This is a genomic window from Brevibacterium sp. XM4083 (assembly GCF_006489205.2).
In the GTDB taxonomy this organism is placed as follows: domain Bacteria; phylum Actinomycetota; class Actinomycetes; order Actinomycetales; family Brevibacteriaceae; genus Brevibacterium.
Genome location: NZ_VFYR02000002.1, coordinates 91,289 through 105,972, shown reverse-complemented (window position 1 = coordinate 105,972; position 14,684 = coordinate 91,289). Strand labels below are relative to the sequence as shown.

Below are 14,684 nucleotides of genomic sequence, written 5' to 3'. Positions count from 1 at the left end.
CTCAACTGTGCCAACGACCCTTGCCAGAGAAGGGTCGTCGTCTGGGGCGCCGGCTTCCCGCCGGCAGGGACTGTCACTGAGCATGGGTCGATCTTACCAACTTCCCGCCAGCGGTCGACCCTCTTCGTACCCGGCGGCGCTCTGGACGCCGACGCTCGCCCGCTCGGCGAACTCGTTGAGGCTCTGCGCACCGGCGTAGGTGAACGAGCTGCGGACCCCCGAGGTGATCGAGTCGAGGAGATCCTCGACGCCGGGCGAGGCGGGGTCGATGTACATCGTCGACGAGGAGATGCCCTCTTCGAACAGCCCCTTGCGGGCCCGGGAGAACGCCGATTCCGTCCGCGTCCGGTTCGCCACCGCACGCGCCGAGGCCATGCCGAAGCTCTCCTTGTACCGGCGTCCCTCACCGTCGACGAGGAGGTCGCCCGGGGATTCGTGGGTGCCGGCGAACCACGAGCCGATCATCACCTGGGAGGCACCGGCGGCCAGCGCCAGCGCGACGTCGCGCGGGTAGCGCACTCCCCCGTCGGCCCACACGTGCGCACCGAGCTCCGCCGCGGCCGCGGCGCATTCGGCGACGGCGGAGAACTGGGGGCGACCGACAGCGGTCATCATCCGCGTCGTGCACATCGCCCCCGGCCCGACGCCGACCTTGACGATCTGGGCGCCGGCGGAGACGAGGTCGCGCACGCCGTCGGCGGTGACGACGTTGCCGGCGACGATCGGCACCCCGAGGTCGGCGTCGGCGACGGCGGTGAGGACATCGAGCATCTTGCCCTGATGGCCGTGGGCGGTGTCGACGACGAGGACGTCGGCACCGGCGGCGACGAGCGCCTCGGCGCGCTGGGCGGCATTGCCGTTGACGCAGATCGCCGCGGCGATCCGGAGCTTCCCGGCCGCGTCGAGGTTGGGGGTGTAGATCGAGGAGCGCAGGAGCGACTTCGGCGTCAGCGCGCCGAGGAGGTGCCCGGCGTCGTCGACGACCGCGGCGTAGGAGGTCCGCGCGTCGTTCATCGTCTCGAACAGGGTCTCGAGCGCCTCGGCGTCGGCCCAGTCGATCTCGTCGGCCCTGATGACCTGCGGGGAGGTCTCGGTGAGTTCGCCGACCGCGGTGAACCGGTCGACGTCGCGGAGGTTCGCGGCGTCGATGACGCCGACGAGGGAACCGGATCCGTCGACGACGGCGCCGAATCCGTGGGCGCGCTTGCCGAGCACGTGGAGCGCGGAGAGCACGGTGTCCTCGGGCGAGAAGCGGAGCGCGGATTCGAAGATCCGGTCACGGCTCTTGACCCAGCGGATCGTGTCCTCGGCGGCGGTCAGCGGGATGTCCTGGGGCAGCACTGCCAGACCGCCTCGGCGGGCCATCGTCTCCGCCATCCGCCGCCCCGACACGGCGGTCATGTTGGCGGCCACGATGGGGGTCGGGGACCCTGTCGGATCGGTGGAGGTGAGGTCGACGTCGAAACGCGAGGTCAGCGACGAGGAATTGGGGACAAGGAACACGTCGGAATACGTGAGATCGTGTTCTGGTTGGTGTGAAATGAAACGCATAACACTATTGTCCCCTATGTGCACATTCGCAGGCACATCGCGTTACGCTGGTGTGTGTCGTATTGCAGCAATTCTTGAACAGGAAGTAGGCGATCAACGCCGTGTCCGTCAATACTCCGAACCGCACCGTCGACGACTTCGGGTCGAATGAGTGGTTGGTCGAGGAACTGTACGAACAGTTTAAGTCAGACAAGAACTCTGTGGACAAGTCCTGGTGGCCGTTCTTCGACGAGTACGAGAAGGCGAACGGAGCGGAGTCGGCGCAGACGACCTCCTCCGCATCGTCCTCGGCTGCGGATTCCGCACCCCAGTCCACGAGCTCGACGGCGAAGACGGCTGAGAAGTCCGCGCCGCAGGCGGGCAAGACGGCCGGGGACGCGGTTGCCGCACCGCAGAGCACCGAGGCCGCCACCGCCGAACGCCCCGACTCGGTGCCCGCGAACAAGGAGACCTCGCGCGGGGTCTCCCCGTCCTCGGCGGAGACCGAGACGCTCAAGGCGGAGACGAAGTCCGTTCCCAAGGTCACGACGAAGGACCCCGAGCCCCAGCCCGCCCCCGAAGAGACGATCACCCCGCTGCGCGGCCCCGCGAAGCTCATCGCGAAGAACATGGAGGAGTCGCTCGAGGTGCCGACGGCGACCTCGGTGCGCGCCCTGCCGGCCAAGGCGCTCATCGACAACCGCATCGTCATCAACTCGCACCTCAAGCGCACCCGCGGCGGCAAGGTCTCCTTCACCCACCTCATCGGCTTCGCCGTGATCCGGGCGCTGAAGAACTTCCCGAGCATGAACGTCTCCTACGACGTGCGCGACGGCAAGCCGGCGATGGTCTCCCCGGCCCACATCAACTTCGGCCTTGCGATCGACGTGCCGAAGAAGGACGGCACGCGCTCGCTGCTCGTCCCCAATGTCAAGGCCGCCGAGACGCTGACGTTCCGCCAGTTCGTCGACGCCTACGACGGTCTCGTCGAGAAGGCTCGCAAGGGCAAGCTCACCGCTGACGACTTCGCCGGCACCACGGTGTCGCTGACGAACCCCGGCGGCATCGGCACCGTCCACTCGATCCCCCGGCTGACCAAGGGCCAGGGCGCGATCATCGGCGTCGGCGCACTCGACTACCCGGCCGAGTTCCAAGGGGCGAGCCAGCGCACGATCAACGACCTCGCCGTCTCGAAGGTGCTGACCCTGACCTCGACGTACGACCACCGCGTCATCCAGGGCGCCGGCTCCGGCGAGTTCCTCAAGCTCGTCCACGGCTACCTGCTCGGCGAGGACGGCTTCTACGACGACGTCTTCGAGTCCCTGCGCCTGCCGTACGAGCCGGTGCGCTGGGTGCCCGACGTCTCCGCCGAGGACCAGGACGACGTCAACAAGACCGCCCGCGTCATCGAGCTCATCGACGCCTACCGGACCCGCGGCCACCTCATGGCCAACATCGATCCGCTCGTCTACCGGCAGCGCTCGCATCCGGACCTCGACATCAACCAGCACGGACTGACCCTGTGGGATCTCGAGCGCGAGTTCCCCACCGGCGGGTTCGGCGCCAAGCCGATGATGCCCTTCCGCAACATCCTCGGCCTGCTCCGTGAGAGCTACTGCCGCACGATCGGCTTCGAGTACATGCACATCGCCGACCCGCTGCAGCGCCGCTGGTTCCAGGCGAAGATCGAGGTCCCCCACCAGGAGTTCACCCGGTCGGAGCAGGGCCACATCCTCGGCCGCCTCAACGCCGCCGAGGCGTTCGAGACGTTCCTGCAGACGAAGTACATCGGGCAGAAGCGCTTCAGCCTCGAAGGCGGCGAGTCCGCGATCGTCCTCCTTGACGAGGTCCTCAACCAGTCCGCCGACGCCGGACTCGAGGAAGTCGCGATCGGCATGGCCCACCGCGGTCGGCTCAATGTGCTCACCAACATCGCCGGCAAGTCGTACGCCCAGATGTTCCGCGAGTTCGACGGCACGATGTCACCCGACAGCGTCCAGGGCTCCGGAGACGTCAAGTACCACCTCGGCACGCAGGGCTCGTTCACCTCGCCCTCGGGCAACTCGACGAACGTCTACGTCGCCGCGAACCCCAGCCACCTCGAGACGGTCGACCCCGTCCTCGAAGGCATCGTGCGCGCCAAGCAGGACGTCATCGACCAGGGTGAGTCCGGCTTCACCGTGCTTCCCGTCCTCGTCCACGGTGATGCCGCCTTCGCCGGTCAGGGTGTCGTCGCCGAGACGCTCAACCTCTCCGAGCTGCGCGGCTACCGCACGGGCGGGACGATCCACATCATCATCAACAACCAGGTCGGATTCACGACACCGCCCGCTTCGGCGCGCTCGTCGTTCTACTGCACGGACATCGCGAAGTCGATCAACGCCCCGATCCTCCACGTCAACGGGGACGACCCCGAAGCCGTGGTCCGCGCGGCCCGCCTCGCCTTCGAGTACCGCCAGGAATTCAACCGCGACGTCGTCATCGACCTCGTCTGCTACCGCCGCCGCGGCCACAACGAGGGCGACGATCCGTCGATGACACAGCCGCTCATGTACTCCCTCATCGAGAAGAAGGGGTCGGTGCGCAAGCTCTACACCGAGTCTCTCGTCGGCAGGAAGTGCATCACCGACGATGAGGCCGCCGAGGCGCTCAAGGACTACCAGTCGAAGCTGGAGTCCGCGTTCGCCGAGACGAAGGCCGCGGAGTCCGGCTCGGGCAAGGGCTCGGCGTTCAACGCCCCGCATCAGCCCAGCGACATCGAAGCGCTCAACGACGTCTCGACGGCGATCAGCACGGAGACGCTGACCCGCATCGGCGATGCCTTCGTCGACATCCCCGAGGGCTTCACGGTGCACAAGAAGCTGCGCGCGCTGCTCGAGAAGCGCAAGGAGATGGCGCTGCACGGCGGCATCGACTGGGGCTTCGCCGAGCTCATCACCTTCGGCTCGCTCCTCATGGACGGCGTCCCCGTCCGTCTGGCCGGCCAGGATTCGCGCCGCGGCACGTTCGTCCAGCGTCACTCCGTGCTCATCGACTCCGTCAACGGCAACGAGTGGACGCCGCTGCAGAACCTCAGCGACGACCAGGCCCGGTTCTACGTCTACGATTCGCTGCTGAGCGAGTACGCGGCCGTGGGCTTCGAGTACGGCTACTCGGTCGAGCGCAAGGACGCCCTCGTGGCGTGGGAGGCGCAGTTCGGCGACTTCGCCCAGGGGGCGCAGTCGGTCATCGACGAGTTCGTCTCCTCCTCCGAGCAGAAGTGGCAGCAGAACTCCGGTGTCGTCATGCTCCTCCCGCACGGCTACGAAGGTCAGGGACCCGACCACTCCTCGGCGCGCATCGAGCGCTACCTCCAGCTGTGCGCGGAGTCGAACATGACCGTGGCCTACCCGTCCTCGGGTGCCTCGTACTTCCACCTCATGCGCCGTCACGCGCTGACGCCGAACAAGCGGCCGCTCATCGTCTTCACCCCGAAGTCGATGCTGCGCCTCAAGGCGGCGGCGAACTCGCCCGAGGACTTCACCTCCGGGAAGTTCGAGGCGATCATCGACGACCCGGCCGTCGACGCGGACAAGGTCAAGAAGGTCGTGCTCGTCTCCGGCAAGCTCTACTGGGAGCTGCTCGCGCAGCGGGAGAAGAACGGCGACGACACGACCGCGCTCGTGCGCGTCGAGCAGCTCTACCCGCTCGACGAAGAGGCGATCACCGCGGTGCTCGACCGCTACCCGGCCGATGCCCAGCTCGTGTGGGCGCAGGAGGAGCCGGAGAACCAGGGTGCGTGGCCGTTCATGGCCCTCAACCTCACTCCCCTCCTCGGTGGGCGCGATCTCACCCTCGTCTCCCGTCCCGCCTCGGCGTCGACGGCGACGGGTCTGAAGAACGTGCACGAACTCCAGCAGCAGGAGGTCGTCGGGCGGGTCCTCCAGAAGTGAGTTCGGAGACCTCGACGACGATCGCCGTGGTCGGTGGCCCCCTGGTCGCCGGCCACGGCGATGGCCGCGGTCTCGGCTGGGTCGGCAGAGTCACCGCACGGACTCTGCCGAGTCTGCCCGGCCTGCGCGTCTACCCCCTGGCCGTCGGCAGCGAGGACTCCGCGGGCCTCCACTCGCGGGCGATGGCCGAGGCGTCCCTGCGCTTCAGCCCCGAGGGCGACAACCGCCTCGTCCTCGCCCTCGGCACCGGTGACCTCGATTCCGGGCGCTCGGTCGCCCGGGCCCGCCTCGACGTCGCCAACGTCCTCGACGAGGCTCTGTCGCGGAAGGTCTCCGCGTTCGTCATCGGCCCTCCCCCGGATCACGGGTCCGACCGCAACCGCGGGATCGCCGAACTCAACACGAGCTTCTCCGATGTCGCGAAGCGCCGCGGCATCGCCTACGTCGACACGTTCACGCCGCTCCACGGCCATCCCGTGTGGCAGCGCGAACTCGCCTCCTCCCACGACCGGCTGCCCGCCCAGGAGGGGTACGGACTGCTCGCCTGGCTCGTCCTCCATCGCGGGTGGTTCCCGTGGCTGGGCGTGCGCGACGTCATCGGCGACGACGCCTGAGACCGGCCGGAGGGACTCCGCACCGGCTGGTGAGCACACGCGTGCCGTGAACTTGGTCCCGGTCACGGGATCGTGAAACAATGAACCGTCCAATCGAAGGAGAACCGCTATGAGCAAGCGAGGCCGCAAGCGCCGCGATCGCCGTCGTTCGAATGCCAACCACGGCAAGCGTCCGAACAGCTGAGAATTCAGTGCACCACCGGGTGCACGACGAAGGCGGGGAGAGTCATCATGACTCTCCCCGCCTTCGTTCTCGGTGCGCTCAGCGCTGCCAGCGCACCTGCTCGACGGCGATGCGCCGCCGGATCTTCTCCTTGAGTCCCAGAGGAGCCTCCTCCCGACCGCAGGACCGGCGCACGACCTCCTTGAGCATCGCTTCGATCTCGTACTCGTCGTGGCAGGCCGGGCAGTGCTCGAGATGGACCGAGATCTCGCGGATCTCGGTCGTCGTCAGCTCCCCGTCGAGGTAATGGTAGATGCGCATGAGGGATTCAGCCCGCATGCTCTCGCAGCAGTCTCCGTTGTTCACTTCGCACCTCCCTCGGCGTCCTTGGTGCCGAAGCCGCGGTCGGCAGCGTATTCCGCGAGCATCTCGCGCAGCTGTCGGCGTCCGCGGTGCAGGCGCGACATCACGGTGCCGATCGGGGTGTCCATGATCTCCGCGATCTCCTTGTACGGCAGGCCTTCGACATCGGCGTAGTAGACGACCATGCGGAAGTCCTCGGGCAGAGCCGAGAGGGCGTCCTTGATGTCGGAGTCGGGCAGGTGGTCGAGGGCTTCGAGCTCGGCCGAGCGCCCCTCGGAGGAGGTGTGGCTCGCGGCCTGAGCGATCTGCCAGTCCTCGATGTCCTCGCTGCCGTGCTCCTGCGGCTGGCGCTGCTTCTTGCGGTAGTTGTTGATGAAGGTGTTGGTGAGGATCCGGTAGAGCCACGCCTTGAGGTTCGTGCCGGGAGTGTACTGGTGGAAGGCGGCGTAGGCCTTCGCATACGCCTCCTGCACGAGGTCTTCGGCATCGGCGGGATTCCGCGTCATCCTCAGCGCCGCAGCGTAGAGCTGGTTGAGGTATTCGAGAGCGTCGCGCTCGAAACGGGCCGAGCGCTCGGCCTCGGTTTCGTCGACTTCTTTGACTGATTCGGTCATCACCGACAATGGTACGCCCGTTCTCTCCAACACGGCAGTGGCACTCACGAAAGTCCTCCTCACCCGGCTTGTGTCCGAGCGCCTGCCGACCCCTGGTGGGGCGCGGCGCACGACCGGTCATTCACATTGTCCTGTCAACGTTTCGGTGCTGTCCCGATATTCCCTGACAGCGGCTATGCTTGCGGGTGAGATGCCCGACAACAGTCGCAGAAAGGAACCCTGTGTCTCCCATTCGTCTCATCGCCCGCCCCATGCTCGCCGCCGGCTACATCAGCAACGGCATCAGCCGTCTCCGGCACCCCGAAGCGGCCACCGCCTCGATCGGCCCGCTGCTCGCCCAGGCGCGCAAGCGCGTCGACATCCCGTTCGACGCCACGACGGTCGCGCGGGCCACCGGTGCCGCCCAGGTCGCCGCCGGCTCGCTGCTGGCGATCGGACGCTTCCCCCGGCTCAGCGCCTCGGTGCTCGTCGGCACCTATCTGCTCGACACGATCGGTGAGCGCATCGCCGCGGAGAAGGCGACGTCGAAGGAGGAGAAGCGCGAGCGCCTCGAACGCACGCTCACCCGCACCTCGATGCTCGGCGGCGCACTGCTCGCCAGCGTCGACACCGACGGCAAGCCGGGTCTGTGGTGGCGCACACAGCATGCCGCCGAAGACCTCTGGTCCTCGGTCGAGAACACGTCGAAGCAGGCAATGAGTGCCCTTGGCGTCGACTGAGCCTCCCCTGCCCGTCACCGGCGACTGGCGTCCGCCCAGGGCGCCCGACGCGGTCAGCGCCGTCGTCACGGTCCCCGGTTCGAAGTCGCTGACCAACCGCTATCTCGTCCTCGCCGCCCTCGCGGAGTCCGACTCCGTCATCCGCGGATGGCTCGCCAGCCGGGACACGCAGCTGATGATCGCCGCGCTCGGCAGCCTCGGCGCGCAGATCACCGAGGTCGACGGGGCACTCCACGTGACTCCCATCGACTTCTCCGCCGCGGCCACCGCCGGGCCCGCGGTCGTCGACTGCGGGCTGGCCGGCACCGTCATGCGCTTCGTGCCCCCGATCGCCGCGGCCACCGGTCGTGAGGTCGTCATCGACGGCGACGAGCAGGCCAGGGCGCGGCCGATGGATGTGACGATCGATTCGCTCACCCGCCTCGGCGCGGACATCACCGCGACCGGAGGCTCGCTGCCGCTGACGATCCATGCCGGATCCGCCCTGCGCGGCGGTCACCTCGAGATCGCAGCCGGCGCCTCGAGCCAGTTCGTCTCCGGTCTGCTCCTCGCGGCTCCGGCGATGCCGCTGGGACTCGAGCTGCGCAACACCGGGCAGGCCGTGCCGAGCCGACCCCATGTCGACATGACGCTCGAGGTCCTCGCCGATGCGGGAGTCGACGTCAGCGAACCCGAGGACGAGCACTGGGTCGTCGAACCCGGCCTGCCGCGCGGTCTCGACGTCGTCGTCGAACCCGACCTGTCGAACGCGGCGGCCTTCCTCGCCGCCGCCCTCGTCACCGGCGGTGAGGTGACGATCACCGGGTGGCCGGTGCACACGACCCAGGCCGGTGACGACTTCCGCCGCATCGCCGAGGCGTTCGGCGCGGCCGTCGACCTCGATCGGCACGGTCTGCGGGTGCGCGGCCCCGAGCGCCTGCGCCCCGTCGACCTCGATCTCTCCGCCGTCGGCGAACTCACCCCCGTCGTCGCCGCCGTCGCCGCAGTGGCTCCCGGCACCTCGCACCTGTCCGGGATCGGGCATCTGCGCGGCCATGAGACCGACCGTCTCGCGGCTCTGACCCGCGAGCTCACCGCCCTCGGCGTGAGAGTCGATGAAGAGCCCGCGGCGCTGACGATCACGGGAGCCCGACCGGGTGCGGGCACCTGGCACACGTACCACGACCACCGCATGGTCATGGCCGGGGCCGTCCTCGCGCTCGTTACCGAGGGCATCGTCATCGAGAATGCCGGCACCGTGGCGAAGACGCTGCCGGAGTTCACCCTCCTGTGGGAGGACATGCTGGGCCACGGAGCCTGAGATGGCGCGCATCTTCCGTGACGAGGACTATCGTCCGCGGCCCAACCGCAAAGGGTCGCGGCCGCGGACGAAGAACCGCCCGAGCCACGACTCCGCGGCCCTCGGACTCGTCACCGCCGTCGACCGGGGGCGCTATCGGATCGTGCTCGCCGACGATGCCGGCGCTTTTCCCGAGGACGGCCGTGCCGTCACCGCCGTGCGGGCGTCGCATCTGCGCCGTCAGGCCGTCGTGCCCGGCGATATCGTCAAGGTCGTCGGCGACACCTCGGGCGACGAGGGCACACTCGCGCGCCTCGTCGAGATCACTCCGCGCCGCACCCTGCTGCGCCGCAGCGCCGACGACACCGACCCGACCGAGCGCGTCATCGTCGCCAACGTCGACATCATGGGCATCGTCACCGCCACCATCGACCCCGAGCCCTCCTACGGCCTCATCGACCGTGCGCTGGCCGCGGCGATCGATGCGGGGATCACCCCGCTCATCGTCGTGACGAAGACCGACCTCGCTTCCCCCGCCGACATCGAGCGCCGCTTCTCGATGGCCGACGTCGACATCGTCTCCTCGGGGCTGCGCGACGACGGCACGCTCTCCGACGACGCCGTCGCCGGTCGCCTCGCCGATCACATCAGCGTACTCGTCGGCCATTCCGGGGTCGGCAAATCGACGCTGACGAACGCGCTCGTGCCCGCCGCCGATCGCGCCACCGGCCACGTCAACGACGTCACCGGACGCGGTCGGCACACGTCGTCGTCGGCCGTCTGCCTGCCCCTGACGACCGGCGGCTGGCTCATCGACACCCCCGGCGTGCGCAGCTTCGGACTCGCCCACGTCGACCGGGACGGTCTCATCGCGGCGTTCCCGGAGCTCACCGAGGCGACCACCGAGTGCCCGCGCGGCTGCACCCACCTCGCCGACGCCCCCGGGTGCCGTCTCGACTCGTGGGTGGCCGAGGGCCGGGCCGGGCCGGGTGGGGTCTCACGGCTGGAGTCGCTGCGCCGGCTGCTGTCCAACGCTGGCTAGAGTGGAGGGATGAACGACCTCGACCTCGCACTCGACCTCGCCGACCTCGCCGACTCCCTGAGCCTCTCCCGCTTCGTCGCCGCCGACTTCACGGTCGAGACGAAACCGGACCTCACCCCCGTCACCGAATGCGATCGGGCCGTCGAAGAGGCGATCGTCGACCGCCTGCGCCTGACCCGGCCCGAGGACAGCGTGCTCGGTGAGGAGTTCGGGTCGCACGGGACCTCCTCACGGCGCTGGATCATCGATCCCATCGACGGCACGAAGAACTACGTGCGCGGCGTGCCCGTGTGGGCGACCCTCATCTCCCTCTACGACGGTGAGACTCCGCTCGTCGGCGTCGTCTCGGCTCCCGCCCTCGGCAGGCGGTGGTGGGCAGGTGCCGGTGCAGGGGCCTTCGCCTCGGCGATCGGGGGCCCGGCCCGCCGCATCACGGTCTCCGAGGTCGGCGACCTCGCCGATGCCTCCCTCTCCTTCGCGTCGCTGGGCGGGTGGCGCGACCTCGGTGTCCGCGAGGAATTCATCGCACTGACCGACCGGCTGTGGCGCACCCGCGGATACGGGGACTTCCTCTCCTATATGCTCGTCGCCGAGGGCGCGGTCGACATCGCGTGCGAACCGGAGCTCGCGCTCTACGACATGGGGGCGCTCGTCCCGATCGTCACCGAAGCCGGCGGCACCTTCACGAGCACGACCGGCGTGCCGGGACCGTTCGGCGGCAATGCGGTCGCGACCAACGGCCTCCTGCACGAGACCGTCCTCGATGCCCTCGGGCGCGTGGCCCCGGAGGGATTCTGACATGGACCGGGATCAGACCAGACCGAGCCTCGACCGTGCGCCGCTGTGGCGGGAGATGGCCGCAGCCGCAGGCCTCATCGGCAGCGACGGCGCGATCGCCGAGACGATCTACGGCCAGATGACGGCGCTTGCGGCAGCCACCGGCGCGGTCAACCTCGGCCAGGGCGCGCCGGGCACCGACGCTCCCGGGGAGCTCCTCGCCGCCACGGCTGCGGCGATGGACGAGGGATTCAACCAGTACGCTCCCGGTCAGGGCTACCCGGTTCTGCGGGAGGCCGTCGCCGCGCAGCGGGCCCGGGACTTCGGCCAGTCGGTCGACCCCGACGATGTGCTCATCACCTGCGGAGCCACCGAGGGGCTGACGGCGGCAGTCCTCGCCCTCCTCCCCCGCGGGGCCCGTGTCGTGACGTTCGAACCGTTCTACGACGGGTATCCCGCGGCCGTCGCCGCGGCCGGCGGCGAGCTCTCGACGGTGCCCATCCTGCCTGATGGGAACGGCGGATTCCACCCGGATTGGGAGGAGTTCGACCGCGTCATGGCGTCCGTCTCCCTCGTCATCGTCAACACTCCGCACAACCCGACCGGCTTCGTCTTCTCCGCCGCTGACCTCGCGCGCATCGGCGACGCCGCGGCGGCCGCGGATGCGTGGATCCTCACCGATGAGGTCTACGAAGAGCTCATCCTCGCCGGTGACGACCATGTTCCCCCGGCCGTGGCGGTGAGCGATCCGGCCCGCGTCGTCACCGTCTCCTCGGCGGGCAAGAGCTGGAACATCACCGGGTGGAAGATCGGCTGGGTCATCGCTGAGAAGCCGGTGCGGGAGGCGATCCAGGCGGTCAAGCAGTTCCTCACGTTCACCGGGGGCGGGCCGATGCAGATCGGCCTCGCTCGTGTCCTCGAGTCCGGCAGCGGGTTCACAGCTGTGAATCGGGCATCGCTGCGGGCCCGCGCCGAGGTGCTCGTTCCCGCGTGTGCGAACGTGCCGGGCGCCGCGGTGTCGACTCCGACCGCCGGCTACTTCACGGTCGTCGACTTCGCCGCGCTCACCGAGCTCGATGCGTTCGCCCTCAATGATCTGCTCGCACGGGAGCACGGGGTCGTCGGCATCCCCGTGCCGGCTCTCTGTCGGCCGGGATCGACCGCGGCACAGACGTACCGCAGTGCGATCCGGTATTCGTTCTGCAAGTCCCCGACCGACGTCGATGAGGGTGCCCGGCGGTTCGGCGCGCTGGCCGAGGCGCTCCGGGCCGATCCGACCCTGCTGCGCGGGCGCTGACGCCGAGGTCACCGCTGTGGCGCGGCGGGCAGCTGTGCCGTGGCTGTCCCCGCAGGGACCTCTGAGACACGACGAAGGCGGACCGCCTGGGCGGTCCGCCTTCGTCATTCGGTCAGCACTGTCGCAGGCAGCGATCAGGCCTTCGTCAGCTCGAGGTCGAGGACGATCTTGATCTTGTCGGAGACGAGGAGCTCGCCGCCACCGAGGACGGCCGAGAACTCCATGCCGAACTCCTTGCGGTCGACGGTCGCCGACGCCGTGAGACCGGCCACCTCGTTGCCCATCGGGTCGGTGGCGACACCGTGGAACTCGCTGTCGAACGCGACCTGCTTCGTCACGCCGCGCATCGTCAGTTCGCCTTCGAGCTCGAAGTCCTCACCCGACTCGGCCTTGACTCCGGTCGACTTGAAGATGAGCTTCGGGTGCTCGTCGGCGGCGAAGAAGTCGCTCGTCTTCAGGTGCTGATCGCGCTGCGAGTTCCTCGTGTTGATCGACTCGACGACGGCCTCGGCGGTCACCGAGCTGTCCTCGAGGGTGTCGCCGACCTCAACGGTGCCGGAGATGTCCTCGAAGTTGCCCCGGACCTTCGACACGCCGGCGTGGCGGGCGGTGAAGGTGAACTCGGAGTGGTTCGGATCGATGTTCCAGGTGCCTGCGGTGAGTCCCTTGGGAAGTGCGGTCATGATCTCTGCTTCTCCTTATGGTTGAAATTTGAAGTACGCGGATGACTATAGTTCAGTTTTCAACTACCTGCAAGCTCTGCGCGCCGCAGCCTCTGCGGCCCTGCAGAACTCCCCTCACCCTGGGGTGGACGAGTGAACCCAAGGTTACCTTGTGGCAAAGGTCACGCGACGAGAATTTTGCGCAGGAATTACGCTCGTGTAATGTTGAGACCACGCCGCGGGGTGGAGCAGTTCGGTAGCTCGCCGGGCTCATAACCCGGAGGTCGGAGGTTCAAATCCTCCCCCCGCCACCACAGTGGCAGAACCCCCAGTCAGGTCAACTGACTGGGGGTTCTTCTCATTCACGGCACTCCCCCTGCCGCGACTCTGGCCTCTCGGTCAAGCAAAGGCGCGGATGGCGGGCCGTGCACGCCCCATGTTCCGCTCTCCCGCTTGATCGAGCGCCGGCACGGCGCCGCCGCACCGTCCCGTGCCCGCAGCGCCCCTGCGAGGTGAGGGTAGACTAACCCGGTGAAGACTTCCAAGCATTCCCGCGCGCTCTCCGCTGCGGCCACTCTGCTCACTCTGACCCTTCTCGCCTCCGGCTGCGCGGCGACCGAAAACTCCTCGGACGAGTCCGCCGGCAACACGGACGTCGCCACGGGCGGCAAGGACTTCGGCACTGCCGATGAGAAGACCGCAGCACTCGGTAGCGACGCCGCTCCCGGGGAATTCCCGCGCACCGTCGACCATGCGCTCGGCACCACGGAGATCGAGAAGCGGCCCGAACGCGTCGTCGTCCTCGACACCGGAGAGCTCGATGACGTCCTCGCCCTCGGCATCACCCCTGTGGGCATGGTGACGACTGAGGGCGCACAGCCCGTCCCCGCCTACCTCGCCGAGGAGACGAAGGGGGTGGAGACCGTCGGAACGATCAGCGAACTCGACCTCGAGAAGATCGCCTCCCTCGAACCGGACCTCATCCTCGGCAGCCAGCTGCGGGCCGACAAGCTCTATGACGAGCTCGAGGCGATCGCGCCGACGGTCTTCTCCATCCGCCCCGGGTTCCCCTGGAAGGAGAACTTCCTTCTCGTCGGCGACGCCCTCGGCCTCGAAGAGGAGGCGACGGCCGAGCTCAACGAGTACGGTCGTGAGGTCAAGGCCCTGGGCGACTCCGTGACCGGCGATCCGACGATCTCCCTCGTCCGGTTCATGCCCGGAAAGCTGCGCCTCTACGGCAATGCCTCTCTCATCGGCGTCATCCTCGCCGATGCCGGCCTCGCGCGTCCCGAGATCCAGGACGTCGATGATCTCGCTGTCGAGATCTCCCCCGAGAAGCTCGATGAGGCCGACGGTGATGTCATCTTCTACTCGAGCTACGGCGAGCCCGGCGCCACCGGGGAGACCGAGGCGCTGCAGACGAGCCAGTGGACGAACCTGCCGGCGGTGAAGAACGGAAAGGCCCACCGCGTCGATGACGATGTGTGGTTCCTCGGGCTCGGGCCGATCGGAGCCAAGCAGGTCGTCAAGGATCTCGACGGGTATCTCGCGCAGTAACGACCCCCGCAGGCGTGACCCGCAGGCGGTTCCCCGCAGCCGGTGCCCCGCACACGGTGTCCCGCACGCGGTGTCCCGACGACGACGGCCCCGGAAGGATGTCTCCTTCCGGGGCCGTCGTGTCAGCCGAGCTGG

At 68.4% G+C, this 14,684-nt stretch carries 13 protein-coding genes and 1 tRNA gene; 10 read left to right on the top strand and 4 right to left on the bottom strand.

Annotated features, from left to right (window positions below; all coding sequences use genetic code 11):
• Window positions 1-93: 93 nt before the first annotated feature.
• The gene (gene guaB1 / locus FJ887_RS06210; protein WP_140955165.1) at window positions 94-1,551 is read right to left on the bottom strand and encodes a GMP reductase; all 1,458 of its coding nucleotides are present in this window, start codon (window positions 1,549-1,551) and stop codon (window positions 94-96) included.
• A 101-nt stretch (window positions 1,552-1,652) separates the two neighbouring features.
• On the opposite strand from guaB1, the gene FJ887_RS06205 reads away from it, so the two are divergent.
• From FJ887_RS06205 to FJ887_RS18640, 3 genes are all read left to right on the top strand, one after another.
• Window positions 1,653-5,462 (top strand): multifunctional oxoglutarate decarboxylase/oxoglutarate dehydrogenase thiamine pyrophosphate-binding subunit/dihydrolipoyllysine-residue succinyltransferase subunit, encoded by a 3,810-nt coding sequence (locus FJ887_RS06205; RefSeq protein WP_140955167.1) that lies wholly within the window; start codon window positions 1,653-1,655, stop codon window positions 5,460-5,462.
• Window positions 5,459-6,076, top strand: coding sequence for a GDSL-type esterase/lipase family protein (locus tag FJ887_RS06200; RefSeq protein WP_137827020.1), 618 nt, complete (start codon window positions 5,459-5,461; stop codon window positions 6,074-6,076). The genes FJ887_RS06205 and FJ887_RS06200 overlap by 4 nt, the downstream gene beginning before the upstream one ends.
• 109 nt (window positions 6,077-6,185) lie before the next feature.
• Window positions 6,186-6,260, top strand: a complete 75-nt coding sequence (locus FJ887_RS18640; RefSeq protein WP_100227367.1) for a 50S ribosomal protein bL37 — start codon at window positions 6,186-6,188, stop codon at window positions 6,258-6,260.
• 78 nt (window positions 6,261-6,338) lie between these two features.
• On the opposite strand, the gene rsrA is transcribed toward FJ887_RS18640, so the two are convergent.
• Complete coding sequence (gene rsrA, locus FJ887_RS06195) at window positions 6,339-6,605, bottom strand: mycothiol system anti-sigma-R factor (protein WP_137827019.1); 267 nt, start codon at window positions 6,603-6,605, stop codon at window positions 6,339-6,341.
• Window positions 6,602-7,216, bottom strand: a complete 615-nt coding sequence (locus tag FJ887_RS06190; protein WP_137827018.1) for a sigma-70 family RNA polymerase sigma factor — start codon at window positions 7,214-7,216, stop codon at window positions 6,602-6,604. Before FJ887_RS06190 ends, rsrA begins: the two co-directional genes overlap by 4 nt.
• A gap of 221 nt (window positions 7,217-7,437) precedes the next feature.
• On the opposite strand from FJ887_RS06190, the gene FJ887_RS06185 reads away from it, so the two are divergent.
• Genes FJ887_RS06185 through FJ887_RS06165 form a run of 5 tightly spaced genes read left to right on the top strand, consistent with a single transcriptional unit; the run spans window position 7,438 to window position 12,330 of the window.
• Complete coding sequence (locus tag FJ887_RS06185; RefSeq protein WP_137827017.1) at window positions 7,438-7,935, top strand: DoxX family protein; 498 nt, start codon at window positions 7,438-7,440, stop codon at window positions 7,933-7,935.
• Window positions 7,922-9,235, top strand: coding sequence for a 3-phosphoshikimate 1-carboxyvinyltransferase (gene aroA / locus FJ887_RS06180; protein ID WP_349290536.1), 1,314 nt, complete (start codon window positions 7,922-7,924; stop codon window positions 9,233-9,235). Before FJ887_RS06185 ends, aroA begins: the two co-directional genes overlap by 14 nt.
• A gap of 1 nt (window position 9,236) precedes the next feature.
• A complete protein-coding gene (rsgA, locus tag FJ887_RS06175) occupies window positions 9,237-10,256 on the top strand; it encodes a ribosome small subunit-dependent GTPase A (protein ID WP_140955169.1) in 1,020 nt (339 codons plus the stop codon).
• A gap of 9 nt (window positions 10,257-10,265) precedes the next feature.
• Window positions 10,266-11,054: a histidinol-phosphatase gene (gene hisN, locus FJ887_RS06170; protein WP_137825978.1), complete on the top strand. Its 789-nt coding sequence runs from the start codon at window positions 10,266-10,268 to the stop codon at window positions 11,052-11,054.
• A gap of 1 nt (window position 11,055) precedes the next feature.
• Window positions 11,056-12,330 carry an aminotransferase class I/II-fold pyridoxal phosphate-dependent enzyme gene (locus FJ887_RS06165; RefSeq protein ID WP_137825977.1) on the top strand — a complete coding sequence of 425 codons (1,275 nt, stop codon included), beginning with the start codon at window positions 11,056-11,058 and terminating at the stop codon, window positions 12,328-12,330.
• Between the two features lie 134 nt (window positions 12,331-12,464).
• Here FJ887_RS06165 and FJ887_RS06160 read toward each other — a convergent pair whose 3' ends face one another.
• On the bottom strand, window positions 12,465-13,013 hold the full coding sequence (locus FJ887_RS06160) for a YceI family protein (protein ID WP_137825976.1): 549 nt from the start codon (window positions 13,011-13,013) through the stop codon (window positions 12,465-12,467).
• A gap of 216 nt (window positions 13,014-13,229) precedes the next feature.
• On the opposite strand from FJ887_RS06160, the gene FJ887_RS06155 reads away from it, so the two are divergent.
• Window positions 13,230-13,306 (top strand) — tRNA-Met (locus tag FJ887_RS06155).
• A 217-nt stretch (window positions 13,307-13,523) separates the two neighbouring features.
• On the top strand, window positions 13,524-14,549 hold the full coding sequence (locus FJ887_RS06150; protein ID WP_502799907.1) for an ABC transporter substrate-binding protein: 1,026 nt from the start codon (window positions 13,524-13,526) through the stop codon (window positions 14,547-14,549).
• The last annotated feature ends 135 nt before the right edge of the window (window positions 14,550-14,684 follow it).